The sequence below is a fragment of the Pseudarthrobacter sp. CCNWLW207 genome, from assembly GCF_037203945.1.
Taxonomy (GTDB): Bacteria; Actinomycetota; Actinomycetes; order Actinomycetales; family Micrococcaceae; genus Arthrobacter.
On sequence record NZ_JBBCBS010000015.1, the window covers coordinates 1 to 26642 of the forward strand.

General features: G+C 62.9%; 28 protein-coding genes. 16 read left to right on the forward strand and 12 right to left on the reverse strand.

What is annotated here, in order from left to right:
* Together V9L17_RS19165 and V9L17_RS19170 are read right to left on the reverse strand one after the other, a co-directional pair.
* On the reverse strand, positions 1-398 hold a 398-nt coding region (locus tag V9L17_RS19165; protein WP_337352531.1), incomplete at its 3' end, for an ABC transporter permease subunit.
* A gap of 45 nt (positions 399-443) precedes the next feature.
* Positions 444-1364 (reverse strand): ABC transporter substrate-binding protein, encoded by a 921-nt coding sequence (locus tag V9L17_RS19170; RefSeq protein WP_337349037.1) that lies wholly within the window; start codon positions 1362-1364, stop codon positions 444-446.
* Positions 1365-1724: 360 nt separating this feature from the next.
* Between V9L17_RS19170 and V9L17_RS19175 the strand changes: the two genes are divergently transcribed.
* The 8 genes from V9L17_RS19175 to V9L17_RS19210 all read left to right on the forward strand — a co-directional run bounded on the left by V9L17_RS19175 (position 1725) and on the right by V9L17_RS19210 (position 8905).
* On the forward strand, positions 1725-2399 hold the full coding sequence (locus V9L17_RS19175) for a haloacid dehalogenase type II (RefSeq protein ID WP_337349038.1): 675 nt from the start codon (positions 1725-1727) through the stop codon (positions 2397-2399).
* A gap of 27 nt (positions 2400-2426) precedes the next feature.
* Positions 2427-3704, forward strand: a complete 1278-nt coding sequence (locus tag V9L17_RS19180) for an NAD(P)/FAD-dependent oxidoreductase (protein WP_337349039.1) — start codon at positions 2427-2429, stop codon at positions 3702-3704.
* A 143-nt stretch (positions 3705-3847) separates the two neighbouring features.
* Positions 3848-5266, forward strand: a complete 1419-nt coding sequence (locus V9L17_RS19185; protein ID WP_337352532.1) for an aldehyde dehydrogenase family protein — start codon at positions 3848-3850, stop codon at positions 5264-5266.
* A complete protein-coding gene (locus tag V9L17_RS19190) occupies positions 5263-6360 on the forward strand; it encodes a tartrate dehydrogenase (RefSeq protein WP_337349041.1) in 1098 nt (365 codons plus the stop codon). Before V9L17_RS19185 ends, V9L17_RS19190 begins: the two co-directional genes overlap by 4 nt.
* Positions 6357-7358, forward strand: coding sequence for a D-2-hydroxyacid dehydrogenase (locus V9L17_RS19195; protein ID WP_337349042.1), 1002 nt, complete (start codon positions 6357-6359; stop codon positions 7356-7358). The genes V9L17_RS19190 and V9L17_RS19195 overlap by 4 nt, the downstream gene beginning before the upstream one ends.
* A gap of 11 nt (positions 7359-7369) precedes the next feature.
* Positions 7370-7636: a hypothetical protein gene (locus V9L17_RS19200; RefSeq protein ID WP_337352580.1), complete on the forward strand. Its 267-nt coding sequence runs from the start codon at positions 7370-7372 to the stop codon at positions 7634-7636.
* 8 nt (positions 7637-7644) lie between these two features.
* Positions 7645-8688: an NAD(P)-dependent alcohol dehydrogenase gene (locus V9L17_RS19205; RefSeq protein WP_376047865.1), complete on the forward strand. Its 1044-nt coding sequence runs from the start codon at positions 7645-7647 to the stop codon at positions 8686-8688.
* A gap of 13 nt (positions 8689-8701) precedes the next feature.
* Positions 8702-8905, forward strand: a complete 204-nt coding sequence (locus V9L17_RS19210) for a hypothetical protein (RefSeq protein ID WP_337352533.1) — start codon at positions 8702-8704, stop codon at positions 8903-8905.
* Positions 8906-9088: 183 nt separating this feature from the next.
* Here V9L17_RS19210 and bcp (V9L17_RS19215) read toward each other — a convergent pair whose 3' ends face one another.
* The 9 genes from bcp (V9L17_RS19215) to V9L17_RS19255 form a co-directional block, all read right to left on the reverse strand.
* On the reverse strand, positions 9089-9568 hold the full coding sequence (gene bcp, locus V9L17_RS19215; protein WP_337352534.1) for a thioredoxin-dependent thiol peroxidase: 480 nt from the start codon (positions 9566-9568) through the stop codon (positions 9089-9091).
* 239 nt (positions 9569-9807) lie between these two features.
* Complete coding sequence (bcp, locus tag V9L17_RS19220; protein WP_337352535.1) at positions 9808-10335, reverse strand: thioredoxin-dependent thiol peroxidase; 528 nt, start codon at positions 10333-10335, stop codon at positions 9808-9810.
* A 19-nt stretch (positions 10336-10354) separates the two neighbouring features.
* A complete protein-coding gene (locus V9L17_RS19225) occupies positions 10355-11107 on the reverse strand; it encodes a winged helix-turn-helix domain-containing protein (protein WP_337352536.1) in 753 nt (250 codons plus the stop codon).
* Positions 11108-11118: 11 nt separating this feature from the next.
* A complete protein-coding gene (allB, locus tag V9L17_RS19230) occupies positions 11119-12462 on the reverse strand; it encodes an allantoinase AllB (protein WP_337352537.1) in 1344 nt (447 codons plus the stop codon).
* Positions 12455-13651 (reverse strand): glycerate kinase, encoded by a 1197-nt coding sequence (locus V9L17_RS19235; protein ID WP_337352538.1) that lies wholly within the window; start codon positions 13649-13651, stop codon positions 12455-12457. The genes allB and V9L17_RS19235 overlap by 8 nt, the downstream gene beginning before the upstream one ends.
* Position 13652: 1 nt before the next feature.
* A complete protein-coding gene (gene gcl / locus V9L17_RS19240) occupies positions 13653-15443 on the reverse strand; it encodes a glyoxylate carboligase (RefSeq protein WP_337352539.1) in 1791 nt (596 codons plus the stop codon).
* A gap of 128 nt (positions 15444-15571) precedes the next feature.
* Positions 15572-16450, reverse strand: coding sequence for a 2-hydroxy-3-oxopropionate reductase (locus V9L17_RS19245; RefSeq protein ID WP_337352540.1), 879 nt, complete (start codon positions 16448-16450; stop codon positions 15572-15574).
* 115 nt (positions 16451-16565) lie between these two features.
* Positions 16566-17366: a hydroxypyruvate isomerase family protein gene (locus V9L17_RS19250; RefSeq protein ID WP_337352541.1), complete on the reverse strand. Its 801-nt coding sequence runs from the start codon at positions 17364-17366 to the stop codon at positions 16566-16568.
* A 2027-nt stretch (positions 17367-19393) separates the two neighbouring features.
* A complete protein-coding gene (locus V9L17_RS19255) occupies positions 19394-19594 on the reverse strand; it encodes a glycerate kinase (RefSeq protein WP_337352577.1) in 201 nt (66 codons plus the stop codon).
* A gap of 227 nt (positions 19595-19821) precedes the next feature.
* Between V9L17_RS19255 and V9L17_RS19260 the strand changes: the two genes are divergently transcribed.
* The 8 genes from V9L17_RS19260 (at position 19822) to V9L17_RS19295 (ending at position 26012) form a co-directional block, all read left to right on the forward strand.
* Positions 19822-20748 carry a hypothetical protein gene (locus tag V9L17_RS19260; RefSeq protein WP_337352542.1) on the forward strand — a complete coding sequence of 309 codons (927 nt, stop codon included), beginning with the start codon at positions 19822-19824 and terminating at the stop codon, positions 20746-20748.
* A gap of 24 nt (positions 20749-20772) precedes the next feature.
* Entirely contained in the window at positions 20773-21015 is a 243-nt protein-coding gene (locus V9L17_RS19265) for a hypothetical protein (protein ID WP_337349052.1), read from the forward strand.
* An 80-nt stretch (positions 21016-21095) separates the two neighbouring features.
* Positions 21096-21455 (forward strand): hypothetical protein, encoded by a 360-nt coding sequence (locus V9L17_RS19270; protein WP_337352543.1) that lies wholly within the window; start codon positions 21096-21098, stop codon positions 21453-21455.
* A gap of 105 nt (positions 21456-21560) precedes the next feature.
* A complete protein-coding gene (locus V9L17_RS19275; protein ID WP_337352544.1) occupies positions 21561-22985 on the forward strand; it encodes a hypothetical protein in 1425 nt (474 codons plus the stop codon).
* Between the two features lie 41 nt (positions 22986-23026).
* Positions 23027-23677, forward strand: coding sequence for an ABC transporter ATP-binding protein (locus V9L17_RS19280; protein WP_337349065.1), 651 nt, complete (start codon positions 23027-23029; stop codon positions 23675-23677).
* A 192-nt stretch (positions 23678-23869) separates the two neighbouring features.
* Positions 23870-24268 (forward strand): cupin domain-containing protein, encoded by a 399-nt coding sequence (locus tag V9L17_RS19285; protein ID WP_337349055.1) that lies wholly within the window; start codon positions 23870-23872, stop codon positions 24266-24268.
* 120 nt (positions 24269-24388) lie between these two features.
* On the forward strand, positions 24389-25675 hold the full coding sequence (locus V9L17_RS19290; RefSeq protein ID WP_337352578.1) for an MFS transporter: 1287 nt from the start codon (positions 24389-24391) through the stop codon (positions 25673-25675).
* Positions 25635-26012 (forward strand): ArsR/SmtB family transcription factor, encoded by a 378-nt coding sequence (locus V9L17_RS19295; RefSeq protein ID WP_337352545.1) that lies wholly within the window; start codon positions 25635-25637, stop codon positions 26010-26012. The genes V9L17_RS19290 and V9L17_RS19295 overlap by 41 nt, the downstream gene beginning before the upstream one ends.
* Positions 26013-26017: 5 nt before the next feature.
* On the opposite strand, the gene V9L17_RS19300 is transcribed toward V9L17_RS19295, so the two are convergent.
* Positions 26018-26602, reverse strand: coding sequence for a dTMP kinase (locus V9L17_RS19300; protein ID WP_337352546.1), 585 nt, complete (start codon positions 26600-26602; stop codon positions 26018-26020).
* Between the last annotated feature and the right edge of the window lie 40 nt (positions 26603-26642).

Sequence of the window (26642 nt, forward strand, 5' to 3'; positions counted from 1 at the left end):
GTGAACGGGATCCCGATAGTCAGGTTCGGGTAGAGCGCGGAGATGTTGAACCAGAAGATCAACTGCACCAGCACCGGGGTGCCCCGGAAAAGGGTGATGTAGAGCCCTGCAGCGATGGAAATCGGCTTCACGTGAGAGGAGCGCATGATCGCCAGGCCCAGCCCCAGGAGCGTTCCCAGGGTCATGCTGGCCACCGTGAGGAAGATCGTGAGCATCAGCCCACGGAGGATCGATTCATGCGTGAAGTACTGGGCAACCACGCCCCACTTGAAGTTTGGGTTAGTGAGGACGGAGGTGAGGATCCCGATGCCGAGGAGAATGCTGAGGATCCATCCCGCGTACTCGGAGCGGGTCCGAAGCCGAATCCGCGGCTTCAAGGCTGCATCAATGCTACTCATCGTTGCTTTGCTTCCTTTAGTAGCTGTGACCATGGTGGCCTCCCGCTAGTTCAGCTTGGCGTCGGTGATGGCTCCGGATTCCAGGCCCCAAGTCTCCAGGGACTTCTTGTATTCCGGGGTCTCAAGGACGGACTGGATCGCTGCCTGCATGGCCGGGGTCAGCGGGGAGTCCTTCTTCAGGCCGACGGCGGTCACATCGCTGTTGCCGACGTTGACCCGGCCGATGAGGGTGAAGGAGTCCGGCTGCTGCTTCTGGGCCCATCCGAGCGACGTGGTGTCGTAGAGTACGCCGTCGATCCGCTTGGAGTGCAGCTGGGTCAGTGCCTCCTGGACGTTGGGCAGGGTCACGGCGTTGATCGCCGGCTGGCCCTTGGAGGTGCAGGTCTGCTCGCTCAGGGCCGGAAGGCGCTTGAGCTGGCCGGTGGAGCCCTGGGTGACGGCGATGTTCTTCCCGCACAGGGTTTCAACGGTGAGGTTCAGAGGGTTCCCGGCGGCTGCTGCCACGGAGTTTCCAGCCTGGAAGTAGTCGATCATGTCCAGGACCTTGAGCCGCTCTTCGGTCTTGGACATGGTCGTGGCCGTGAAGTCGAACCGGCCGCCGTCCAGGCCCGGGACGATCGTGTCGAACTTCGTGTCCACGAACTTCAGCTTCAGGTCAAGCTTTTTGGCAATGAGCCGTGCCACGTCCGGGTTCAGGCCGATCGGGGTGGTGTTGTCCTCCGCGAGGAACGTCGTCGGCGGGTAGTGCAGGTCCATCGCGACCGTCAGTTCGCCCTTGTCCTTATAGGACTGCGGCAAAAGTGCCACAGCAGCAGCATCCGGCTGGACGCCCTCCGAAATATCGGTGGTGTTGTTGGTCTTTGAGTCAGATCCCGGAGCGCTGGTGGCCGCGCCACCACAGGCACTCAGGGCGAATACAACAGCGAGCCCTGCGGCTGCCGTCTGGATTTTGTTGATGGTCTTCATGGTGCTTCCCTTCGAATGGTTTCAGCTGAAGTCGCTCTGCTGAGATGGGGGGCAGGCTTTGGTGTTGCTCCGAGCGGGTTGTGATCAGGATCTCGTTCCGCATCTACAGCAATGCAACCGGTCAGATCGCAGATTGTCAACAATTGACGATAAATAAATCGAGTATTTTTTACTGGCCCCTTGTTGCGAAGGAATCGCACTAAGAAACTGTTGACAATCTACAATCATCGGATCTACAGTCGAGAAAGAGCGGGAATAGAGCCTTTTGGCGAACCCAGGAACCCGCTGGCGCAGACCACAGGAAGGCGGCAGGCCACACATCCGGGCCTCCCGTTCAAGACGCAACAGAACGGACGAATCATGGCAGCTACGAACAACCGGCCGAAGTACATCTCCTTTGATGTCTACGGCACGCTCATCAACTTCGACATCGATCCCACCACCCGCCGCCTGCTTGATGGCCGCATCTCAGAAGAGCAGTGGCCAACCTTCAAGAAGCAGTTCCGTGGATACCGGTTCGACGAGGTCCTTGGCGATTACAAGCCTTACGAGGCGATCCTTCAGGATTCCTTTGACCGCGTGTGCAAGCGCTGGGGCATTGGCCCGACCCCTGGTGCCGGCGCAGAATTCGCAGAAGCTGTACGCGGCTGGGTTGCGCACGAAGACGTGCCGGCTCCGCTAAAGCTCATGGGCGATAACTACCAGCTGGTGGCGCTGTCCAACGCGGACACCAGCTTCCTGGACATCAGCATCCCCAAGCTCGGGGCCGACTTCCACGCCGTGTTCACCGCCGAGCAGGCCCAGGCCTACAAGCCGCGCTACCAGGCCTTCGAATACATGCTGGACACCCTCAATGCCAAGCCGGAGGACTTCCTGCACGTCTCCTCACACACGCGGTATGACATGCACCCGATGCACGACATGGGCTTCCGGAACCTCTGGATGCTCGACCGTGGCTATGACCCCATTGGCGAGGGCTACGACCTCACCACCGCTAAGTCCCTGGACGAGATCAACAAGCACCTCGGTCTCTAAACCGATTTCGAGGCGAAAGGTCAAACCGTGAAACTCATTCCTTACTGGCTGGACACAGCCCAAGCATCCGGAGACTACCGGCAGACTCCGGTACCGGAAAATGTCGATGTGGCAATCATCGGCGCCGGATTTACGGGGCTGTCCGCGGCCCTGGAATTTGCCAAGCAAGGTGCCACCGTTGCCGTTTTCGAAACCCACACCGTGGGGTGGGGCGCATCCGGCCGCAACGGGGGAATGGCGACAACCGGGTTGGCTATCAGCTTCAGCACCGCGGTCAAGCGCTACGGCGCCACCCGTGCCGTGGAGATGTTCCAGGAATACAACGATGCCATCGACACCATCGAGAAGCTGGTGCATGACAATGGCATCGACTGTGATTACAACCGGTTTGGAAAGCTCTCGCTGGCCTTCCACAAGTCCCACTATGAGGGCTTCCTGAAGTCGCAGGAGAAGCTGGCCAACCTGGCGGACCATCACGTCACCGTGATCCCGAAGTCCGAGATCCACAGCGAAATCGGCACGGACTTCTACCAGGGCGCGATGGTTGACCCGCTGGGAGCGGGTCTGCACGTGGGCAAGTTCGTGCATGGCCTGGCTGGGGTCGCCGTTGCCGCCGGAGCGGATATCTGCGAGAACGCGGCAGTAACCGAGCTGAAAAAGGTCTCGGGCACCGTGCATGACGTGCACACCACCCGGGGCATCACCAGGGCCAAGCAGGTCCTGGTGGCCACCAGCGGTTACACCGGCAACATCACGCCATGGATGCAGCGCCGGGTCATTCCGGTGGGCAGCTTCATCATTGTCACTGACCCGCTGCCCGAAGACGTGGTCAACCGGATCCTGCCCAACCGCCGTCAGGCCTCGGACAGCAAGATGCTGACCTACTACTTCCGGATTACCCCGGACAACAGGCTTCTCTTCGGCGGCCGGGCCCGTTTTGCGCTGTCCAGCCCCGACTCGGACGTCAAGAGCGCCGAAATCCTGCGCAAGGCCATGCTCGAACTCTTCCCCTACCTCTCCAACGCCAAGGTGGACTACATCTGGGGTGGCCTGGTGGACCTTTCCATGGACCAGATGGTCCACGCCGGCGTCCACGACGGACTCTACTACTCCCTCTGCTACAGCGGACACGGTGTGCAGATGGCCGCCCACATGGGCAAGAGGATGGCCCACTACATGGCCGGGGACAAGTCCGCCAACGTTTGGGAAGACCTGAAGAATCCGCCCGTGCCGGGCCACTTCGGTCCACCTTGGTTCCTGCCCTTCATCGGTGCAGCGGCAAAAATCATCGACCGGGTCAAATAGGCAGGGTAAGGGTTCCTATGCTTTCATCAACGACCGCGCCTCAAGCGCGCCCAAAAACAGCTGAGGAAACAGGGTACGGCCGCGTCAACGTGGCCAACCTTCCTGGCGGTGCCTTTTTCGAAGGCCAGTGGCAAACCACTGATATGACCATGGAAACACGGGATCCCGAAGATGGCATCCTGCTTGGCCGGGTCTGCATTTCAACACCGCAGGACGTGCGGCGCGCGATCGCGCACATCTACCGCCACCTCCAGACTGACGAATGGCCGCTCCGTTCACGCCGCGTGGCGCTGGAGAATGCGGTGCAGCTTCTGGGCGAGCAGTCCGAGCGGTTCTCGAAGATCATTGCGGCGGAAAGCAGCAAGACGATCGTCGAGGCGGAGCGTGAGGTGCGGCGTTGCATGGAAACCCTCCGGCTTTCCGCCGCCGCTTCGACCGAGCTCACCGGGGAAACGCTGGGCTTTGATGACAGCTTGGCCGGGGGAAACAAGATCGGCTGGTACAGCCGTAAGCCGGTGGGGATCGTCGCAGCGATCACCCCCTTCAATGATCCGCTGAACCTGGTGGCACACAAACTGGGCCCGGCCCTCATTGGAGGCAACGGCGTCGTGCTTAAGCCATCGGGCCGCACCCCGCTGTCCGGGCTGGCACTGGTCGAGCTGCTGCTTGAAGCGGGTGTTCCGTCGGGCCGTATTGCGGCGATCGTTTCCGGCCCGGGCGTTTCTGAAGCGCTGGTGACGGATCCACAGGTGGATCTGATCTCCTTCACCGGTGGTCCCCGGACTGCGGACCGCATTGCCGCCGCCGCAGGCGCCAAGAAGATCATCTCGGAACTCGGCGGCAACAATGCCACGATTGTCTGCCCGGATGCTGACGCCGCCCACGCAGCCAAGGCGATTGTGGCCGGAGCGTTCGGCGTTGCAGGCCAGAACTGCTTGTCCGTGCAGCGCGTCTACGTACATATCTCGCTGTTCGAGCAGGTCCTCGAACTTGTCATCGACGGTACCAAGGCGCTCAGGACCGGGTCGAAGCTCGACCGGAACACCGACGTCGGTCCTCTTATTTCAGAGGATGAGGCCCGTCGGGTCGAGGAATGGGTGGAGGAGGCAAGGGCCGCCGGGGCCACCGTACAAACCGGAGGCAAACGAAGGAGCGCCTACTACGAACCCACGGTCCTGACCGATGTACCTTCGAAATGCCGGGTGATCCGGGAGGAAGTGTTCGGGCCAGTGGTCAGCATCATGCCGTTCATTGAAGCCCAGGACGCCATTTATGCAGCGAACAATTCCGAATTCGGTCTCCAGGCGGGCGTCTTCACCCAATCCATCGACCTTGCGATGGCCATCGCCGACCGGTTGCACGTCGGCGCCGTGGTCATCAATGAGACCAGCGACGTCCGTATTGATTCAATGCCGTTCGGCGGATTCAAGAAGTCAGGCGTAGGGCGCGAAGGCGTCAAGTACGCCGTCCTGGAGATGACTGAACCCAAGAGCACCATCATCAACCTCGGAGAGCCGGCCCGCCGGCAACAACCGGGCTGGCTGACAGAACGGACGCCATGAGCAGGCACAGCATCGCAGTAATTGCCGGTGATGGCATCGGGAATGAAGTTGTTCCCGCCGCCATCGAATGCCTCGAGCGGATCGCAGCGGTCCATTCCCTGAACCTGGAGTTTACGTACTTCGAGTGGGGATCTGACTACTACGGCCGCCACGGACGGATGATGCCCGTTGACGGACTCGAACAACTCGCCAAACATGACGCCATCTTCCTCGGCGCTGTCGGTTCACCGGACGTCTCCGATGCTGAGTCCCTCTGGGGGTTGCTCATCCCCATCCGCCGTGAATTCCAGCAGTACATCAACCTGCGTCCGGTCAAAACGCTCGACGGCGTCGCATCACCTCTTGCGGCCAAGCATCCGATCGACCTGCTCATCGTCCGGGAAAACAACGAAGGCGAGTATTCGGAGGTCGGCGGCCGGATGTACCGCGGGTTGCCGCACGAGAGCGCGGTGCAGGAGAGTGTGTTTACCCGGCTGGGAGTTTCGCGGGCAGCACATTTCGCATCGGTTTTGGCGGCATCCCGCCGTGGGCACCTGACGTCCGCCACCAAGAGCAACGGCATTGTCCACACCATGCCCTTCTGGGATGAGATCGTCGAGGAGACGGTGCGTGAATATCCCGGCGTGACCCTGACCAGCGAACTGGTGGATGCCCTGGCCGCGCACCTGGTCCTGAAGCCCTGGACCTTCGACGTCATTGTGGCGTCCAACCTCTTCGGCGACATCCTCTCGGACCTGGGCAGCTCGGTGACGGGCTCCATCGGCCTGGCTCCCAGCGCTAACCTGAACCCTGAGGGCAACTTCCCGTCCCTCTTCGAACCGGTCCACGGTTCCGCCCCGGACATCGCCGGCAAGGGCCTGGCAAACCCGGTAGGCCAGATCTGGTCCGGTGCAATGATGCTGGAGCACCTCGGCCACCCAGAAGCGGCAGCCCACCTCCAAGCCGCATTTGAGGCGGCGCTCCGGGACGGCTTCGGCACCCGGGACGTCGGCGGAACGTCGTCGACGTCGGAATTCACAGCCGCCGTCGTCACCTCCATCGATGCTCTGTCCGCCCACTACACGCTCAGCTCCGGCCGAGTGGCGGCGTCATGACAGGTGCTGCAGGAGGCGGGCGGCCTGTGGTCGCAGCGCTTTACCGGGAGGCGCTGCCGCCCCGGCTTTCCGAGATCGAGGAGCTGGCCGAAGTCAGGCTGACTAAGGCAGACGGCCTGGCGACGGCGATGGACGGCGCAGACGTTCTGTACCAGTGGCACTCCTTCTCGCCGGCATTGCGGGAGAACTGGGGTGCGGCCGCGTCGTTGAAGTGGATCCATGTGTCGGCGGCCGGTGTGAGCCAGTTGCTTTTTGACGAGCTGATCAGCAGTGACGTGACCTACACCAACTCACGCGGCGTCCTCAGCACGGCCATCGCTGAGTTTGCCCTCGGTTTCGTGCTGGACATGGCCAAGGACACGCAGCGTTCATATAGGCTGCAGCAGCAACAACGCTGGCAGCATCGCGTTACCCGCAAGATCCAGGGCCAACGCGCTCTGGTGGTGGGCACCGGATCCATCGGACGTGAAATCGGCAGACTCTTCCGCGCCGTCGGAATGAAAACGGACGGTGCCGGCCGGACAGCCCGTCCCGGGGATGCCGATTTTGGCCGGATCCATGCCTCCGGCGAATTGGCTGGGATCGTTCATGACTACGATTACGTCGTCCTCGCGGCCCCGTTGACGGCTGAAACCAAGGGACTGGTTGGCGTCGAAGTCCTTACGGCGATGAAGTCATCTGCCCGGCTGATCAACGTAGGACGCGGTGAACTGGTCGATACAGCCGCGCTCACTGAGGCGCTGACCTCGGGTTCCATTGCAGGTGCGGCCCTGGACGTGGTCCACCCGGAACCCCTGCCCGAAGGACACGCTCTCTGGGACATGGACAACGTCATCATTACCCCTCACATGAGCGGTGACACCGAAGACTACCTCGAGGACCTCGGCAAGCTTTTTGTGGAAAACCTGAAACTGTACTGCAACGGCAAACCGCTGCAAAACGTCGTTGATAAGTCCCTAGGATTCGTTTCGACTCCTGAGCCCTCGCTCACCCGATAAGGAATACCGCTATGACCACGTCAACGACGACGACACTCACCCAGATCAGCCACTTCATCAACGGTGCCGAGACTGTCGGCGAGGGCGGTCGCACGCAGCCGGTTTATAACCCGGCCACGGGTGCGGTGTCCGGGGAGTTGCGGCTGGCGACGGTCTGGTGGTTCCGCCCTAGCCGGGCGGACCTGGACGCCCGAACCCACCCACGCCTCCGGCGCCTCCTACAACTTCCCCTCCAACTAGTCCCCACCGTGGGCCCACGCAAGCCTCCGCGAGATTGAGGAAAGCATTGACCACAATTGCCAAGGCCTATGTGGCAACGTCAGCCACCGAGCCTCTTCAGCCAGGCATCATTGAACGGCGTGATCCCGGCGAGTCCGAAGTGCGGATCGCGATCAAATTCGTAGGGATCTGCCACTCCGATATCCACACGGCGAGGGGCGACTGGGCAGGGGTCAAGTATCCGGTGGTCGTTGGCCATGAGATTTCCGGTGTCGTCGAAGCAGTGGGAGCCAGGGTGAAGCGCTATGCGGTGGGCGACCGCGTAGGCGTGGGCTGTTTCGTGGACTCATGCCGCAAATGCGTCAACTGCCAGGCAGGGGAGGAACAGCATTGCCTCGCGGGATCGATCAGTACCTACAACTCGATCGGCCGGGACGGGCTGCCGACTGCAGGCGGCTACAGCACCAGCATCGTGGTGGATGAGAGCTACGTCCTGGGGATTCCTGTCGGCATTTCGCTTCAGGCGGCTGCGCCGCTGCTGTGCGCGGGCATCACCATGTACTCGCCGCTGCGCAGTTGGGGCGCCGGGCCGGGAAAGCGCGTGGCCATCATCGGCATGGGCGGGCTCGGGCACATGGGCGTCAAGATTGCTGCCGCCCTGGGCGCTGAGGTTACGGTGCTCAGCCAGTCACTGAAGAAGATGGAAGACGCGCTCAGCCTGGGAGCGGAGGGTTACTATGCCACGTCCGACCCCGCTACCTTCGAGGTCTTGAGGGGGCGGTTCGATCTGATCATCAATACGGTTTCGGCCGATATCGACGTCGATGAGTACCTTTCGCTGCTTGCCGTAGGCGGAACGATGGTCATGGTGGGGTTGCCCGCCAAGCCCCTCGGCTTACGTACCTGGTCCCTGGCCGGATTTCGACGCAACCTTGCCGGATCCAAAATGGGCGGCATCCGGCAGACCCAGGAAATGCTCGACTTCTGCGCCGCGCATGGACTGGGAGCGGAGGTCGAGGTCATCCGGGCGAGCGGGATCAACGACGCCTTTGACCGGGTCCTTGCCAGTGATGTCCGATACCGGTTTGTCATCGACGCCGGAACGTTCTGAAGGAAGGAAAACCATGAAAAATCGAACCTTGCTTGAATTGCGTGCCAACGGCAGCCGGGAGGCTTCCGTGACCGGTCATCACTGCCCGCAGACAGGCTGGTGGTCGGCGGACGAAGACTCCGGGCACAGATTCATTGCACGCGGAGACGTGATGCCCGCGCTGAATGGCCTGCCCACACGCTGGAGACTGTCCGACGAGGCAAACACCTCCGCATGACCTGGGACGCCTGACCTTTATGGGCCTCCCCATGCAGTGGTCTTCGCTACCCAGCCGGTGGCGTTCGCGGTCCGCGAGCCACTCGCGGGCTTCAGCGCCAAACGCCGAAAGCCCCCGCAGGATCTGCGAGAGCTTTCGGTGAAAGGTGCAGGACCTGCGCGAGCGTTCCTGGCGGCGGAAGGGCTAGACGCCCAGGGCTTCCTTCAGCGCAGCCACGTGGCCGTCGGCCTTCACCTGGTACTGCGCCAGGGTGACCTTGCCCTCGGGGTCCAGGACCACGGTGGAACGGACGATGCCTTCAGTGATCTCGCCGTTGACCAGCTTCTCGCCCCAGGCGCCGTAAGCCAAGGCAACAGCGTGGTCCTCGTCCGAGAGCAGCGGGAAGGTCAGGGCGAAATCGCCGGTGAAGCCGGCCAGGGCTTCTGGGGTGTCGGGGGAGATCCCGATGACCTCGTAGCCTTTGCCCTGAAGGGAGGCGAGGCTGTCTCGGAAGTCGCAGGCCTCGGTGGTGCAGCCGGGGGTGGCTGCTTTGGGGTAGAAGTAGACGATGACGTTCTTGCCACGGTAATCGGCGAGGGCAGTCTGGCGGCCCTTGGCGTCCTGGAGGGTGAAGTCAGGGGCCTGCGTACCGGGCTGAAGCTTGGTGGTCAGGGTGTGGCTCATGGCATTCCTTTGGCAGACTCTGTCAATTACAGGCAAACAACAAGTGAAGCGGTTTTCCCGCACAAGGAACAACTCCGGCGTCACATGCTGTATTCCGCTGGCCAGACCGGTGACCGCCGTGTAGCGCCTAGACCGGCCGGGCCGACGCCGTCGTTCGCCCACCAAAAGCCTGCCCGGCGTGACACGCGGGAGATGCCAGCGTTGGGCGCTTTCCTTGCAGGAAGTGAGAGAGCGTTGGGCTACAGCCCCAGCTCCTTGCGGAGCGCGGCGACGTGACCCTGCGCGTCCACCTGGTAGCGGGCCAGCACCACAGCGCCCGCAGCATCAATAACCACGGTAGAGCGCAGCACACCCTCCGTAATTTCACCGTTGAGGACCTTCTCGCCCCAGGCGCCGTAGGCCAGTGCGACGGCGTGGTCCTGGTCCGAGATCAACGGGAAGTTCAGCGCGAAGTCCCCGGTGAATTCGGCCAGCGCTGCAGGGTTGTCCGGCGAAATGCCGATGACCTCGTAGCCGGAGCCCTGCAGTGAGGCCAGGTTGTCGCGGAAGTCGCATGCCTCGGTAGTGCAACCTGGGGTCGCAGCCTTCGGGTAGAAGTAGACGATCACGTTCTTCCCACGGTAGTCCGCAAGGGACACGGCCTGTCTGGCGGCATCTGGCAAGGTGAAGTCCGGGGCCGGGGCACCGGGCTGTAGCCGGCCGGTGAGGGCCGTGCCGGGGTGTGCTGGATGCGTGGCGGCCGCGGCGGCCTGGTCGATCATGGTCATGGTGCTCCTTGGATTGGTCTCAGATGGAGTATTCGGCCGGGCCGCGGACGGTGGCGCAAGCGCCGGGGACGAACTGGTACCCGCCGCCCCGGACCGTGGCCACTGCATGCCGGGCGTTGCCCAGCTTCCGGCGCACGCGCCCCACATACACATCGATGGAGCGGGCCGACGCCCCGGGACTTTCAAACGATTCGAGGAAGTGCTGCAACTCCTCACGTCCGATGGCGCGGGAACAGTTCTCCACAAGGTAGCGGAGGACCTTGAATTCCACGCCCGTGAGGTTCACCGGACGGCCGTCCAGCAGTACCTGGTCCGTGGCGAGGTCAACAGCCACTCGGCTGACCGGTCCCACCGCAGGTGGAAGGCCAACCGCAGGAAGGCCAGCAGGGGCAGGTAAGGAGGCGCCGTCGTCGTCCGTGTGCGGGGAGTCCTCCGAGATGGACGACGACGGCGCGGGAGTGCCGCCGTCGGGTCCGGCCGGTGCCCCCTCCCCAGGGAGCGTTCCGGCCGGAGATGTCCCGACGGCGGACGTGGCAGCCCCGGCGGCAGGCCAGTGGACTTCCGCCTCCGGAGCAAACTTCAGGGCACGTTCCAGCAGCAGCCGGGCGGCACGGGCAAGGACGTCGGGGTCGATCGTTGTCCCCGGCTCCGGGCTGACCCAGACGGCCAGGCCTCTCGCGGCCAGCGCGGACTGGCCGCGCCCCGAGGGCGGATCGGTCTGGAGGGCCGGCCGCCCACATATGCCCCGGGGGGAATGTACCTGGACAGCCATGGATGCGGGCCTCAGACCCCGCCGCGGCGGATCAGCTTGCCCGTGGGCGTCTGGCCGTCCACAACGGTCCCGCGGAGGAAGGTCCTGCGGACCACGCCGGAGAGCGCCTTGCCGTCGTACGGAGTGATGGGGTTCTTGTGCTTGAGCTTGGAGACGTCCACCACGAAGGCCTCGTCCGGGGCGAAGACGGCGAAGTCGGCGTCATACCCGAGAGCGAGCTGGCCCTTGTTGGAGAGGCGGGCCAGGGCGGCCGGCTTCTCGGCCATCCAGGACACCACCTGCTCCAGCGGGATGCCGCGATGCCGGGCTTCTGTCCAGATCAGGGACAGCCCCAGCTGCAGCGACGAAACGCCGCCCCAGGCCACGGCGAAGTCCCCGTTTTCGAGGTCCTTCAGGTCAAGGGTGGAGGGGGAATGGTCCGAGACGATGCAGTCGATAGTGCCGTCCTGCAGGCCCTTCCAGAGCAGCTCGCGGTTGGACGCCTCGCGGATGGGCGGGCAGCACTTGTACGCGGTGGCTCCGTTGGGGATCTCCTCGGCCATCAGCGTCAGGTAGTGCGGGCAGGTCTCCACGGTGAGGTGGACGCCGTCGCGTTTTGCCGAAGCGATCATGGGCAGCGCGTCCGATGACGAGAGGTGCAGGATATGCGCGCGGGCACCGGTCCAGCGGGCCCGCTCGATGACCTCGGCGATGGCCTTATTCTCGGCGCCGCGCGGGCGGGAGGCCAGGAAGGTGGAGTACTGGTCGCCGCCGGGGTGGGGCGCGTGGTCGATCGCGTGGGAGTCTTCGGCGTGCACGATCATCAGCGAGTCGAAGGACTTGAGCTCGGCCATGTCCTCCTCCATCTCGTCCGCATCCAGGTGCGGGAATTCGTCCACGCCGGAGTGAAGCAGGAAGCACTTGAACCCGAACACGCCCTCGTCGTGCAGCGGGCGGAGGTCAGCCTTGTTGCCGGGGATGGCGCCGCCCCAGAATCCGACGTCCACGAACGCCTGGTCCTCCGCCACCTCGCGCTTGAGCTTGAGGCCGTCCACGTTGGTGGTGGGCGGGATGGAGTTCAGCGGCATGTCGATGATGGTGGTGACGCCGCCCGCAGCGGCTGCCCGGGTGGCGGACGCGAAACCCTCCCACTCGGTCCGGCCGGGCTCGTTGACGTGGACGTGGGTGTCCACCAGGCCGGGGAGCAGGGTCTCGTCGTCGGCCAGTTCCACCACTTCGGCGCCCGCGAGGCCGTTGCCGAGGGGTTCGATTGCCACGATTTTGCCGCCGCGCACGCCCACCTCGCGGGGCGCGATGCCGGCGGTGGTCAGGATGCGCTGCCCACGGATGACCAGGTCAAAGCGTTCTTCAGACATTCAGGGGCTCCTTTGTGCCGATGCCATCCGCAGGGGCCGGGTTGGCCAGCTCCTGGAGGATGTTCTTTCCCAATTGTTCAAGCAGGGACCCTGCTTCAGCTATACATATATCTACCTTGGGTTCCAGGGCGGTCAGTGGGTAGACCTGCCGGAAACCCGAATCCTGCTGCTGGTCCGGAGAAAGGGTGGTGCGGCCGCAGACGGCCACCACCGGAATCCCGGCAGCGGCTGCGGCCCGGGCCACGCCCATGGGCGTCTTGCCCAGCAGGCTTTGTTCGTCCAGGCTGCCTTCGCCGGTGATCACCAGGTCTGCCCCCGCTATGCGGTGGGCCAGCTGGGTGAATTCAAGGACGACGTCGATGCCCGGCCGGCGCGAAGCCGCGAGGACCGCTATAGCCGCGTAGCCCACACCGCCGGCTGCCCCGGCGCCGGGTGCTTCCGCCGCGCGCTCGGCGCGGAATCCGATTTCCCTGGCCAGGACTTCGACAAACCTGGCCAGGGCGGTGTCGAGCAGTTCGACATCCTGTGGTGTGGCGCCCTTTTGCGGGCCGAAAACCGCCGTGGCGCCCTGAGGGCCCAGCAGGGGGTTGTCGACGTCGGACGCCAGCACAAAGCGTGTTTCCACCAGGCGCGGTTCAAACCCGGTGAAGTCGATGCGGTGCAGGTTGGCCAGCGCGGCTCCTCCGGCGGGCAGTTCGTTGCCCGTGGCGTCCAGGAACCTGGCCCCCAGGCCCTGCAGGAGCCCGGCACCGCCGTCGGTATTCGCGCTGCCCCCGACGCCCAGCACGATCCGGCGGCAGCCGGCGTCCAGCGCTGCGCGGATCAGCTGGCCGGTGCCCAGGCTGGTAGCCGTGGTGGCACTTGCTGAATCCGGCTGCCCGCCGCTTGCCACTTGCGGGACGAGGGCCAGGCCCGAGGCCGCTGCCATTTCGATGACGGCCTCGTGGCCGCGGACGGCAAAGTCCGCCTCGACTGGCTGGCCGGTGGGGCCGCTGACCGTGGCACTCTGGCGGGTGAAGCCGGAGCCGACGGCGGCATCAAGGGTGCCTTCGCCGCCGTCGGCTACTGGGATCCGGAGGATATCCAGGTTATTGCCGGCGGCCGCCTGCAGGCCCCTTTCCAGGTACCTGCAGACGTCCGGGGCCGACAACGATCCCTTGAATTTGTCCGGCGCGATCACGATCCGCATGTTAGGCCTGCAGCGCCAGGATGGCGGTGGGGGCGTCCGCAGCGGACTCGGCCAGTTCCTCGAACTCGTTCACGGCGTTGATTTCCACGCCCATGGAGATGTTGGTGATCTTTTCCAGGATCACTTCCACCACCACGGGCACCTGGAACTCGCCCATGAGGGCCTTGGCCTTGTCGAACGCGGCAGCGAGGTCGTTGGGGTCCTCCACCCGGACGGCCTTGCAGCCCAGGCCTTCGGCCACCTTGAGGTGGTCCACGCCGTACCCGCGTGCGTTTTCGGACAAGTCCGCGCTGTTGATGTTATCGAACGCCAGGGACACGTTCTGCTCCATGTTGAAACCGCGCTGCGACTGCCGGATCAGGCCAAGGTAGGAGTTGTTCACCACCACGTGGATGTACGGCAGGTTGAACTGCGCGCCCACGGCCAGTTCCTCGATCATGAACTGGAAGTCGTAGTCGCCGGACAGGGCAACCACGGTCTCGTCCGGCTTGCCGCGAACGACGCCGAGGGCAGCGGGGGCGGTCCAGCCCAGTGGACCAGCCTGGCCGGCGTTGATCCACTTGCGGGGTCCGAAAACGTGCAGCATCTGCGCGCCGGCGATCTGGGACAGGCCGATGGTGGACACGTAGATGGTGTCGCGGCCGAAAGACTTGTTCATCTCCTCGTACACCCGCTGCGGCTTGATGGGGATGTTTTCGAAGTGCGTCTTGCGGTGCAGGGCTGCCTTGCGCTCGGCGCATTGGGCAACCCAGCTCGAGTAGTCCGGCAGGGAGTTAGTTGCGCGACGCTCGCGGGCGAGGTCGATCAGCCCGGACAGCGCCGCACCGGCGTCGGACGCGATGCCCAGGTCCGGCGAGAACACCCGGCCGATCTGGGTGGGCTCGATGTCGATGTGCACGAACTTGCGGCCTGCCGTGTAGGTGTCCAGGCCTCCGGTGTGGCGGTTGGCCCAGCGGTTGCCGATCCCGATCACAAAGTCGCTGCGCAGGTAGTTCTCGTTGCCGTAGCGGTGCGAGGTCTGCAGGCCCACCATGCCGGCCATCAGCGGGTGGTCATCGGCGATGGAGCCCCAGCCCATCAGGGTGGGAATCACAGGAACGTTCAGGATCTCGGCCAGTTCCACCAGCTGTGCGGACGCGCCGGCATTGATGATGCCACCACCGGCAACGATCAGCGGGCGGTCCCCTGCGGTCAGCATGTCCAGGGCCTTTTCCAGCTGCTTGCGGCTCGCCTTGGGCTTTTCGATGGGCAGCGGCTCGTAGGTGTCGATGTCGAATTCGATCTCGGCCAGCTGCACGTCGATGGGCAGGTCCAGCAACACAGGGCCCGGACGGCCGGAGCGCATCAGCTGGAAGGCCTTCTGGAAGGCACCGGGGACCTGGCCGGGCTCGAGGACGGTCATGGCCATCTTGGTGACGGGCTTGGCGATGGACTCGATGTCCACGGCCTGGAAGTCTTCCTTGTGCAGCTTGGCCACGGGGGCCTGGCCGGTGATGCAAAGCATGGGGATGGAGTCGGCCCAGGCGGCGTAAAGCCCGGTGATCATGTCGGTGCCGGCGGGCCCGGAGGTGCCGATACAGATGCCGATGTTGCCGTCCTTGGCCCGGGAGTACCCGTCGGCCATGTGGCTGGCGCCTTCGACGTGCCGGGCCAGGGTGTGGCGGATGCCGCCGTGGGCGCGCATGGCGGAATAGAAGGGGTTGATTGCCGCGCCTGGCAGGCCGAACGCCTCGATGGCGCCTTCCTTTTCCAGGATGGCAACCGCTGCATCAACGGTACGCATCTTGCTCATGGTGTGCTCCTTGGGAAACTTTGGGGCCTTTTGGGGCTGTTTTGGGGTGTGCTGGGGGAACCGCCGTCGTAATGTACGACGGCGGGTTCCCTGTTTGTTTCTCTATTGGCGCCTTAGCGCCGGGGTGCTTACTCGCGGCCGCTGAGTTTGAGGACCTGCTTGAAGAGTCCTGAGTGGTCCAGTCCGCCGTCGCCCTGGTTGACGGTGGCGGCGACGAGTTGTGCGACGACGGCGCCGAGGGGGACGGCGACGTTGGCTTCGCGGGCGGCCGAGGTGACGATGCCGAGGTCCTTGTGGTGGAGGGCGAGGCGGAAGCCGGGGTCGAAGTTGCGGTCCAGCATCTTCTGGCCCTTCTGGTCCAGGACCTTGGAGCCGGCCAGGCCGCCGCCGAGGACCTTGAGGGCGGCGTCGGTGTCCACGCCGTAGGCCTCAAGGAAAGCGATGGCCTCGCCGAGGACTTCGATGTTGACGGCGACGATCAGCTGGTTGGCTGCCTTGACCGTCTGGCCTGAGCCGGAGGGGCCGACGTGGACGATGGTTTTGCCCACGGCATTGAGGACGTCCTGGGCTGCCTCGAAGTCCTCTTTGTCGCCGCCGACCATGATGGACAGGACGGCGTCGATGGCGCCCTGTTCGCCGCCGGACACCGGGGCGTCCAGGGGGCGGAGGCCGGCTTCGCGGGCTTCGTCGGAGAGGCGCTTGGCGACGTCGGGGCGGATGCTGGAAGCGTCAATCCACAACGAACCCTGCTTCGCGTTGGCGAAGACGCCGTCCGGGCCGCTGACCACACCCTCGACATCCGGGGAGTCCGGCACCATGGTGATGACGACGTCGGCGTCCTTCACGGCGTCCGCGATGCTGGTGGCGCCCTTGCCGCCTTCGGAGACGAGTTTGTCGATCTTGTCCTGGCTGCGGTTGAAGCCCGTGACCGTGTGCCCGGCCTTGGTCAGGTTGATGGCCATGGGAAGGCCCATGATTCCGAGTCCGATGACTGCAACGTTGCTCATGATGGTTCTCTTTTCTGAAGTCTTTGTGATTGAGGAAGCCGGACCCAACTAGGTCGCAATAGATGTCGTTTTGAGGGCTCAAAAGAGCATCTGCTGCTACTCAGTTGGGAGGGGGCTACTGGCTGACGCGCTGGCGGATGGCCCAGGCGAAGGCAGTTTCCTGCGGTTCCTTGTATTCGAGGCCGATGTAGCCCCCGTAGCCGAGTTCGCGGCTGCGGGCGATCCATTCCCCGAGGGGAAGCTCACCGGTTCCGGGAGCCCCACGGCCAGGGTTGTCGGCGATCTGGACGTGGCCGAAGTCCTTGGCATGGTTTTCGATGACGGCGGCGACGTCGTCCCCGTTGACCGCCAGGTGGTAGAAGTCGGCGAGGAGCTTGATGTTGTCGACGCCGGATTCCGCCTTGACACGGTCTATGACCTTGAGTGCGTCTGCGGCGGTGAGGAGCGGATACTTGGGTGCGCCGCTGACCGGTTCGAGGAGGACGGTACCGCCGATGCGCGCGACGCCGGCAGCCGCCGTCGCCAGGTTTTCGGCGCCGATGGCGTCCTGCTTCTCAGCCGATTCCCCGTCCACGCGGTTGCCGTAGAGGGCGTTGAAGGCCTTGCAGCCGAGGCGCTCGCCGATGCCCGCAACAACGTCGATGTTGTCTTGGAATTCGGTGGAGCGTGCGGGCCAGGAGACCAGGCCACGGTCGCCGCCCGGCATGTTGCCGGCGTTGAAGTTCAGGCCGGTGAGCTGAACGCCTGCGTCCTTGATGGCGTTCTCAAATTCGGTGACCTGGGCGTCGGTGGGGACGGAGGTTTCGAAGGGCCACCAGAACTCGACGGCGTCAAAACCGGCTGCCTTCGCGGCTGCGGGGCGCTCGAGCAACGGCAGCTCCGTCAGGAGGATGGAGCAGTTCACTGTGTACGTCATCGTGGGTCCTTCCGGGGAGGGCGTTGATCTATCTTCCCGCCGCTTCACTCTTAGCTTAGTTTCCGCTTTGTGGAATTTAGATTCTGCTTTATGAAAAGTTTAGGGAAGGTCGGGGTGGGAGTCAAGGGGGCCGTTGGTTTATAGGGAAGGTCCGAGGCGGCGTGGACGTTTGCCTCATCTGAAAGCTGGCAATGTTCCCTGTCGTGGGGCATCCCTGCGGGAGGGGACTGACGACGGGCGAACTGAAGCTGTCACGGTGGTCGCAGGAGGTGGAATCGTCATCGTCAGCGGCGGCAAGTTCGTTCCGTCAGCGGCGCGGCGCGGTGTCCGGGCAAGAGGCGTTCCCCTCGTGCCGGATATGATCACCCTTTTAGCTAACGAGGCAGTCTGAAGGTCTGGAAATCGTCTCGGCGACGATTCAAGACGAATCAGCTGGAGCCCCGCCTTCCAGCTGATCTTTCTGATCCTCATAGCCGCGAGCCATCGTTTTCCCGCGACAGCCCGTTAAACGAAGAGACGCCAGGGTCAGGCAAGAATGCAAAATCTGTTCCTGGCATGAACCACCTAACAGGATGCTGTGGACCACTCATTTTGGCCTCAGGCACCACCTAGCTGGTAGGGATCCGTCTATGCTCGGGGTGGGCTGGATGCGCGGGAGCTGCGTCCGGCGGTCATTAGGAGGGGGATGGGCTGTGGCTACGAATGGTGACGCTTTGGCGTGGTGGTCTCAAGGGCGCGCCGGAAGATCACTGCTTGCGAAGATAGCGGGCCTCGAGCCACACCGGTTTAGGTTTGCGTTGCTGGATGGTACCGCCGGCAGCACGCTCATACGGCATGTCCACGAAGCGGCGGATCGATGGATGAAGGGGGCCAGCTCAGTACGTGACGCAACCATTTTCGCTACTGCCTCGGAGTTCGTTAATAGCTATGCACACGGCTTGGACAGCGAGTGGCGGGTGTTTGACGAAATACTTAGGGCTGCTCAGGACTCCCTGACCGGGATTGCACGTGACATTTCTGAGCGGCCAGGCCTTGTGTGGTGGACGGATTCTGTCTCATTCCATCACCAGTTCGCGTATCTTAGGGACGGTTTTCCAGGGGCGCACACGACAGAGGAGGCTATGGAATTTGCGGCGGGGGCTGATCTTGACGGGTCGACGTGGTGGGTGTCTCCGGCTGGTGCCTTGGTTAGCAGCCGTGGACCAATGTTTGGTGCTCCTTGCGTTATCGCCGCAGCGCCGGACGATCACTGGATGAAGGACGAGCAGGACTCATTGTGGTCTGTTAAGGTCTCGGAAGGGGCAAGGATCTTCGATGTCCATACACGGGAGGATTGGTCAAGGCTCGTGGCCACGTACCCCCGAATAGGCGAAGGATTCTTGACGTTTGACTGGGGGCCTCCGCCCAATCCTGGGGCGCACTTGCTGCTTCCTGACTGGCGTCGAGTTGCTCAAGATTGGGATGCGGTGCATGTGTCTTTTGGTGGTTACCTTTCGGCATCCTATGAGTCCATTCCCATCGATGAGTCGCATTACGCCGTACTGGCAGGATGGCACCCTGATGCTACGTGTTGGCTGACGGCGCAGGCTCGAGCCACCCAACAAGTTCATTAGTGACCTTCTGGCTGGACCCAAGTAGCGCCGGCCAGAAGGTCTGCGCTAATGACTAGTTCCGCAAGCTAAAGTTGCTTCGTCGTACGCGGAAGCGATATAGGTTCTGCCAGCGTAGATGACCGTTCCGCGTGTCACCATCCGGAATGTCGTGTTGCGGTCATCGGCGCAGGCCACAGCAGCATTTTTCTGTTCGAGTTTGGATTGACCGTAGTTCACGGCATTGAATGGACCTCCAACTCTTTGCGGGCTCCACCAGACATGTTTGTAGATCGTCGTCGAGTGGTTGATGCTGCTCACCCCCATGGTGCAGGTTGTCTTTGGATGGCCACCCACACCGCCCGAGGTCCTCTTGTAAACAGGTCCTGTACCCAGAGTGCATCGGCCTGGGCCCACAGGCGACGTCACGGAACCCATTCATGCCGAGGACCCCGGGGTTTCGTCCACCAGTTCCATTGCGACCAACCCAGGGAGCAAATCTCCGGTTACGAAGGAGATCGCGCCAAGGTTCCGCCCAGTGCCTTCAACGGGAAGCCCGGAAGCATCGAGGAAGCGGAAGCCCAGAGCGCTGACTGCCCTTCCGCCGTCAGTGCTGGCGCTCCCGCCGAGCACCAGCACCGTCCGTGCGCGACGCCAACGGAAGTACAAAGTTAACAGCCTCGCAACCCCTTATGGGAGGCTTCGCGCTTCTGTCTGAGGTTGGTCTCGCCAGTAGATGGCTCGTTGGTCACTTAGATTTGCCAAATGTTGTACCTATTTCGCAGAATTCAGCACCTAGGCACCATTTCCCGACCTTAGTCTTCCTGCACGGTTCCCATTTTGCGGAGCCACAGAAGACTGGGGGATTGATGGAAATGCGTGTCTTGATTGCTCGGAAGGGCTTGGCTGCAACATCGGCCCTGGCCATTGCCATCGTGGGCCTAGCGGCGACGTCACCAGCGGCGAATGCGTCGGCCACTCAGGATCAAAACCCTTTGGAGCAAGTACTAGCGTCCAGACCCTTCGAGAGCGCACAGAGCCAATCGTCACCTCAAGCGCTGCCTGAAACCAAAGCGCAAATGATCGAATTCGGGGATGGCGGTTCGATGAGTATCGTCGCAGCCGGCGGTCTGCGACTAACGGTCCAGCCGGCGTCGAACCCAAAAGTCAAGCAGTGGAAGGGTAATGTCGAGGCCGCAACGGTGACCGTGGATAGGGGGCACGCCTACGTTTTTGCCCGGCGCGGTGATGAATCAGGAGCCGGTTTCGTCGTGATCAACAATGAAACTGCACCACGATCCTTCGGCTTTGACCTAACACTTAATGGCCAACCTGCGGAAGTCGTCGTTGCAAGCGACGGATCGGCTGTGGTCATGGACGGCAGCGGGCAGGTCGTCAACCATATTGCTGCCCCTTGGGCCCGTGATGCCGCCGGACAGCCGGTTCCTACCAAATACACATCCTCAGGGAACCGCCTCATCCAGCACATTGATGTCGGACCGGCGACCGTGTTTCCCGTGGTTGCCGATCCTCAATTTAGCTGGGTTGGGATATTCCCTGTCGTGGAATTCAATAAGGCCGAGACTGCACATTCACGGGTAGCATCCGGCGTTCTCTATGTGTGCGGATACCTGGCTTCTGGACCGCCGGTTGGCTTGAGTGCCTGCGCAGCGTCTGCTGTGCAAATCGCGATTCAAGCGACAATTGCTCACGGCAGAGGCGAATGCATTCGGCTCGCGCCCGCTCCGATCGGCGCTATGGCCTTCCGCTACACCGGTGGCTATTGCCGGTGACGGCGACTATCAGAGAGGAGTGGCATGCTCTATTACCTAGATGAGCTGATCACGGCAACGAATGCGACCCAGCGCCGACGCTGGTTCAACATCGCCAGTGCATTGCTCGTAGTCGTCTTAATTGGTGCACTCGCCAGAGCGGGTGTGTCGAGCTGGGTTATCGGTGCGGCACTTTGCGTAGATCTCGTCGTACATGTGATTTTCGTCGTTCACTGGGCCCGCAAAGACGCTTTGGCAGCGTACAAGCAAAGCGAACGCGAACCCTAATTATCCCTATCGCCCAAGCGGCAGTTGCTAACTCGTCGGCAACTGCCGCTTGGTTCCGGCCACGAAGGAAGATCCCGGTCGTGATCTATACACCACCTATCCGCACTACGATCGCAGCGCTTGTGCTCGCTTGTATCGCGGGCAGCATCGTCGTTGGGCTCCTTCACGAACCGAAAACTCCACTGCTTGCGTGGACATCTTTGGCCGTCGGGGCAGTTGTCATGTTCGCAGTGCTCGCCACAAAGCGGAATCCGAAGCGTGACGCAATTCTTTTCCTGGTCTGCGGGCTCAGTAGCGGCGTGTTCATGGGTGCCTCGACCGTTGGCTTCCCCGGCTCGCTTCCGATGTGGCTCTGGACGATCGGGACGATGGGGATCGGCGTGATGGCTCTCATAGTGGACGCCGAGTCGTCTCAAAGCAAATCCGTCAATCGTCTTTAGGCGTCAGAAATGGGAAGTCTCAGAGCGGCTTACAAATTCACGGGGGTTCGCCTGCTGGCAGTCACGGGATGGCCGGTATCCATTCGCACACTCATGGTCCTAGGCGTGAGCACCGGCGTCGTTTTGGTCTTCGCAGTTCTGGCCGGATCGCTGTTTGTGATGCGGCTGCTGCGGGAAGCATTGTCCGTCGACAGTGGCGAAGGAACTTACGCGAGCAGCGGTGCCCGGATTACAGTTGTCGCGCTGGCCCTCGTCGTCTGTCTGTACCTCTCCGTTGGCGCTCTGGCACGTGAAGCACTCAGCAGCCGGAGATTTGCCGTTCGGTTCAATCCAAACGGGGAGCTCTACCGGGCGACGGATGTTGCGATGCACCACGTGTTCCTGGCCGAGGCAGGTCCGCGGGCTGTCCTCTTGTTTGGTTTGTCAGGCGCCGTCTGTACGGCGGCCTGGGTTGTTGTGCACGAGGAGGGTGGAGGCGGCGGGCCGCTGGCTCTGGCCCTCTTGGTTGCTCCTTTCGCCTTAGCCGCGGCCTGGCTTGCCTTGAGTTCCAGGCTAGCCGCAACTGACCCGCGCACATCGAGTCAGGCCGCGGGGTCAGCCGTCTTGGTTGGAGCCTGTCTCCTTGCCGCGCTTCTTGGAGTCTTGCTTGCCCGAGGGTTGCTTGCGCTGAAGCGAGCAGGACCCGGGGTTGACCTACGCCCCAATGCAACCGGCGCTGAGGGGTACTGGATCGCGACGGCGGTAGGAATCGCCGTCGTCGTGTTCTCCTTCCTCACAATCCGGAACGTTGGATCGATCAGGAGGCATTCGTTCCCGGTGGCAGCACGGGTGCCCAGGCCCGTCAAAGAGTACTCGTCGAAGACGGCAACGCCAGTCCCCATGCTCTGGAGAGCCCTGATGGTGAACCTTGTCAGGGATAAGTCATTTGCTCTGTTCCGTGGAATAGGGATCTGCCTCCTTCTGTCTGCTGCCAGCGCCATCGGCGTCCGTTTGGGCGGCGTCGGGCCGGATTTCCTTCGGGAGGTCCCCGGAATTCAGAACGCGGGAGCCTGCATAGTTTTCATGGTGAGCGTTGTCGGGTCCGAACTCTTGTCCAAGGCAAACAATCCGGTCGGCCTTCTCCCCCAACTGAGGTATGGATGGGAATCCGGATTCGGAGTCCGATCCCTTGTGTGGGCCGTGATCATGACTCAGTCACTGCTGCTGGTGCTGCTTGGGGCACCGCCAATTGCAGGTATTGTCTGGGCTGCAACTGGCGTCCTGCCGCTTGCGGCGCTCTTGATTCCGTGGGCAATTGCAACCGGGAACATCATTGGAAACGCCTACAGCAAGGTCAAAGTCAGACAGGCCGACGGCTCCATGGAAATGTCCCTGGCGGCAGCGTTCATTTCCCTGATGCTTGCCGTCCCTGTACTCGGACTCTGTCTCCTCGGCGGCGTCCCCGCAGCCATTGCCGCCGTCGTCTATACAGCTCTTCTAACTGGAGGTGCGAAGATTTGCCTGCAACGCAGAATTCTTTCCCAACGATAATCTTTGATCGCGTGATTGCGGGCTATACGGCCGAGCGCCCTGTGTACGAAAACGTCTCCTTCACATTCACTGGGCCTGCCTTGATCCACTTACACGGCAAGAACGGATCCGGAAAATCGACATTCGTAGAACTGGCCAGCGGCTATCTGTCTCCGTGGTTCGGAACAGTCCTGGTCAACGGCACGAGCGCCAATGACCCTGAAGGCAGGAACCGGCGGAGGGTTTGTCGATCTGAAGCAGCACTGTTCGCCCAGATGACTGCTCGGGATCACCTCGTCTTCGCCTGTATTGCCCGAGATATGGATCCTGGCCTCGAGATACTGCGGGCGATCCAACTGGGGATTGAACCGTGGCTCGACGAGAACGCAGGGAACCTGTCCACAGGAAATGCGCGCAAGCTCTGGTACATCATGAACACCGTCGGCCAGTTCGATTGCGTGGTCCTGGACGAACCGTTCAACGGGACTGATGCGGAAGGAGTGGCCTACATGGTTGACGAAATCCGCCGGTGGGCTGAGGCGAAACTGGTGGTCATCGTGACGCACTCACTTCAGGACGTCTTCCCGGAAGCGAGCACAGTCCGGCTGGAAGATCTCAAGTCCCCGGCCGCTAGCGGCATGCGAGGCGGAAGCCTTGACGCGGCCGCCGACGGCGGTGCTGCCGCAAGGAGGGCGGCAGCACCGCCGTCGTAATTTCCCATTGACTTCAGGTGCCGTAGGGATACCTTTAGAGATACACCAGCAGGGTCTGCTGGCTGAGTATGCGTCGGGGCTAGAAAGCGCATGCGATTACTAGGTCTCCGCAACTTCACCGCATGTCGGTATCCGAACCCATCGCCTGGTTCGCCGCCAGGCCTCACCATCTGATCTCTAGGCAGTGTCCTCATGACCGCAAATTTCATCAGAGCTTTGGCAGTAAAGTCCTTTGATATTCCAGACAGGAAGCGGTGCCCGGACAAGGCGGAGTTCGACCTTGTCACCGTTGATGACTACTCCGTGGCCCGGCTGATCCTAGCGCCAGGCTGGCGCTGGTCCGAGTCCGCCAAGCCCGCGGAGATGACTGAATTCTGCGAGCACAACCACCTCGGCTATTGCGTCTCCGGCTCGCTCCAGATTGAAACGGCCGACGGCGTGCGCTCCACAATCCACGCAAACGACACCTATGCGCTCCCTCCCGGGCACGATGAGTGGGTGGTGGGCGATGAGCCGTTCGTTGCCATCGAATTCCTGGGCGCCGCGTCCTTCGGGCGGCCCCGCAGCCACGGGATGCACGCGCTGATCTAAGGCTGCTCCCTAATCCAGGCACCGGGACCTGCAGCATGCCTGCGGGGCGGTTGCGCTGCCAGCGCCATCACACTTAGGCTCATAGGTGCACATACGTGCACCTATGCACAGAAGGTGACGATGCTCTCGGTCCTCAGCAACGCAACCTACCGGAGGCTCTTTCTAGCCCAGGTCGTGGCCCTTGTGGGCACCGGCCTGTTGACGGTGGCGCTCGGCCTGCTCGCGTTTGACCTTGCGGGCAGCAACGCAGGGGCCGTGCTGGGCACCGCCCTGCTCATCAAGATGCTGGCCTATGTGGGGCTTGCCCCGGTGATCAATGCCATGGTGGCGCGGCTGCCCAAGAAGCCTGTCTTGGTCGGCGCGGACCTGGTTCGGGCGGCGATGGCCCTGTGCTTGCCTTTTATCACCGAGGCCTGGCAGATCTACGTGGTTATTTTCCTGCTGCAGTCCGCCTCGGCGGCCTTCACGCCGGCCTTCCAGTCGCTGATTCCGAGCGTGCTAAGGGATGAGCGGGACTACACCCGCGCGCTCTCCCTGTCCCGGCTGGCATATGACATGGAAGCCCTGGTCAGTCCTGCCGCAGCCGCGTTGCTGCTGACCCTTATCAGCTACAACAACCTCTTCCTGGGCACAGTGGCCGGGTTCCTGTTCTCCGCCGCAATGGTGATGATCACCACCCTGCCCCGGGCCGACGTCGTCAAGGGGCTCACTATGTCTGTGTGGCACCGGACAACCCTGGGCACCAGGCTGTTTTGGGCCAACCGGCGCCTGCGCTCGCTGTTGGCGCTGAACGTGGTGGTTGCGGCACCTACGGCGTTGGTCCTGGTCAATACCGTGGTCTACGTCCGCGATGTGCTGCACCGGCCCGACGCGGACCTGGCCTTGGCGCTGGCCTGTTTCGGCATCGGCTCCATGGTGGTGGCACTGTCTGCGCCACGCCTGCTTGAGCGGGCGGGGGACCGGCGTGTCATGCTGACCGGTGCAGCCGTCATTCCTATCGCGCTGGCAGGCGCCACCGTGGCCATCTTGCGGGCGTCTCCTGAAGCGGGATGGTGGTGGTTGTTGGGGCTCTGGTTCCTGCTGGGCGCGGGGAACTCCGCCATCCTCACGCCGTCGTCCCGACTGCTTCGCGAGGCGTCGACCGAGGAGACCCGCCCCTATGTCTTCACGGCGCAGTTCTCCCTCTCGCACGCCTGCTACATCGTCGCCTACCCCCTGTCCGGGTGGGTTGGGGCGGCTGCCGGGCTGGGCTGGGCTGCATTCGCACTGACAATCCTTGCGATACTAGGCAGTGCAGGAGCTTTCCTGTCCTGGCCCCGCCACAGCCGTTACGGGAGAGGCCAGCCCGAGACCGAGGAGCAATCCGTTGAGCAGTCAGCCAAGCAGCGCGCTTCGGGCGCCCGCTGAGGAACCCTCGTTTGTCCACGCGGTCGCGCCCGGGATGGACCTGCTGGAAACCGCCGCAGGAACACTGAGGATGCTCGCCGAACCCACCAGGCTGCACCTGCTCTGGCAACTTGCCCAAGGACCGAAGACAGTCACCGAACTGACAGCGGAGGTAAACGCGCCCCGCACCGTAGTCAGCCAGCACTTGGCCAAACTCCGCCTCAGTGGGCTGGTGGACACGCGCAAGGACGGCCGGCACGTCATCTACTCTCTTCGCGACGGGCACCTGATCCGGCTGATCCAGGAAACCATCAATCATGCAGACCATCGGGTCACCGGCGAACCCGTCCATGAGTAGCAGGTCTAGCAGCTGAGAGCCGCGGCCTCCTTGCCCACGATCCGGGCCAGGCGGGCCACCACTTCGGCCGGCGGGCAGTTCGCGTCGAGCTGCACGAAGTCCGGATATTCAGGCATGGAACGGTAGGCGGTACGCAAGGCTTCCAGGTCCTCCAGGGTCTCCGCGTCGGTGCCGCGGGCCACGATGCGCTGGTGCGCCAACGCCGGCTCCACGTCCAGGTACACCACTGCAGCGGGTGCGGGCAGAACGGACAGGAGCCACGGGAGCAGCCGGCCCCGGGGCAAACCCTTGGCAGCACGCAGGGCCAGTTGGCAGTGGAGGTGGCGGTCCATGACCACCAGGCCATCGAACCGGCTTGCCTTGGCGTGGGAGATCAAAACGTTGACCAATCGAAGGGTGGTTTCCGCAGCGTCGGCAAGGCGGTGCGGCCACTGGATGCCGAGCCGCTGAGCCAGTAAGGACATGCTTCGCCGGCCGGCGTGGTTGCTGAGCAGCAGGGCATTCCTGCCCTCGGCCTGGATCGCGGACACCAAGGCGCGGGCGGCCGTGGATTTTCCCGAGCCGTCGATTCCGGTTAAGACAATAAGCACGTGGCCTCCTTTCGCCAATGGTTTAACGGTAGGGACGGCG

Coding starts and splice junctions, on each gene's coding strand:
- gcl (WP_337352539.1), bottom strand. CDS start 15,443: ATGAGCAAGATGCGTACCGTTGATGCAGCGGTTGCCATCCTGGAAAAG.
- V9L17_RS19185 (WP_337352532.1), top strand. CDS start 3,848: ATGACCATGGAAACACGGGATCCCGAAGATGGCATCCTGCTTGGCCGG.
- V9L17_RS19235 (WP_337352538.1), bottom strand. CDS start 13,651: ATGCGGATCGTGATCGCGCCGGACAAATTCAAGGGATCGTTGTCGGCC.
- V9L17_RS19200 (WP_337352580.1), top strand. CDS start 7,370: ATGACCACGTCAACGACGACGACACTCACCCAGATCAGCCACTTCATC.
- V9L17_RS19290 (WP_337352578.1), top strand. CDS start 24,389: ATGCTCTCGGTCCTCAGCAACGCAACCTACCGGAGGCTCTTTCTAGCC.
- bcp (WP_337352535.1), bottom strand. CDS start 10,335: ATGACCATGATCGACCAGGCCGCCGCGGCCGCCACGCATCCAGCACAC.
- V9L17_RS19285 (WP_337349055.1), top strand. CDS start 23,870: ATGACCGCAAATTTCATCAGAGCTTTGGCAGTAAAGTCCTTTGATATT.
- V9L17_RS19195 (WP_337349042.1), top strand. CDS start 6,357: ATGACAGGTGCTGCAGGAGGCGGGCGGCCTGTGGTCGCAGCGCTTTAC.
- allB (WP_337352537.1), bottom strand. CDS start 12,462: ATGTCTGAAGAACGCTTTGACCTGGTCATCCGTGGGCAGCGCATCCTG.
- V9L17_RS19245 (WP_337352540.1), bottom strand. CDS start 16,450: ATGAGCAACGTTGCAGTCATCGGACTCGGAATCATGGGCCTTCCCATG.
- V9L17_RS19265 (WP_337349052.1), top strand. CDS start 20,773: ATGCTCTATTACCTAGATGAGCTGATCACGGCAACGAATGCGACCCAG.
- V9L17_RS19170 (WP_337349037.1), bottom strand. CDS start 1,364: ATGAAGACCATCAACAAAATCCAGACGGCAGCCGCAGGGCTCGCTGTT.
- V9L17_RS19250 (WP_337352541.1), bottom strand. CDS start 17,366: ATGACGTACACAGTGAACTGCTCCATCCTCCTGACGGAGCTGCCGTTG.
- V9L17_RS19175 (WP_337349038.1), top strand. CDS start 1,725: ATGGCAGCTACGAACAACCGGCCGAAGTACATCTCCTTTGATGTCTAC.
- V9L17_RS19225 (WP_337352536.1), bottom strand. CDS start 11,107: ATGGCTGTCCAGGTACATTCCCCCCGGGGCATATGTGGGCGGCCGGCC.
- V9L17_RS19210 (WP_337352533.1), top strand. CDS start 8,702: ATGAAAAATCGAACCTTGCTTGAATTGCGTGCCAACGGCAGCCGGGAG.
- bcp (WP_337352534.1), bottom strand. CDS start 9,568: ATGAGCCACACCCTGACCACCAAGCTTCAGCCCGGTACGCAGGCCCCT.
- V9L17_RS19190 (WP_337349041.1), top strand. CDS start 5,263: ATGAGCAGGCACAGCATCGCAGTAATTGCCGGTGATGGCATCGGGAAT.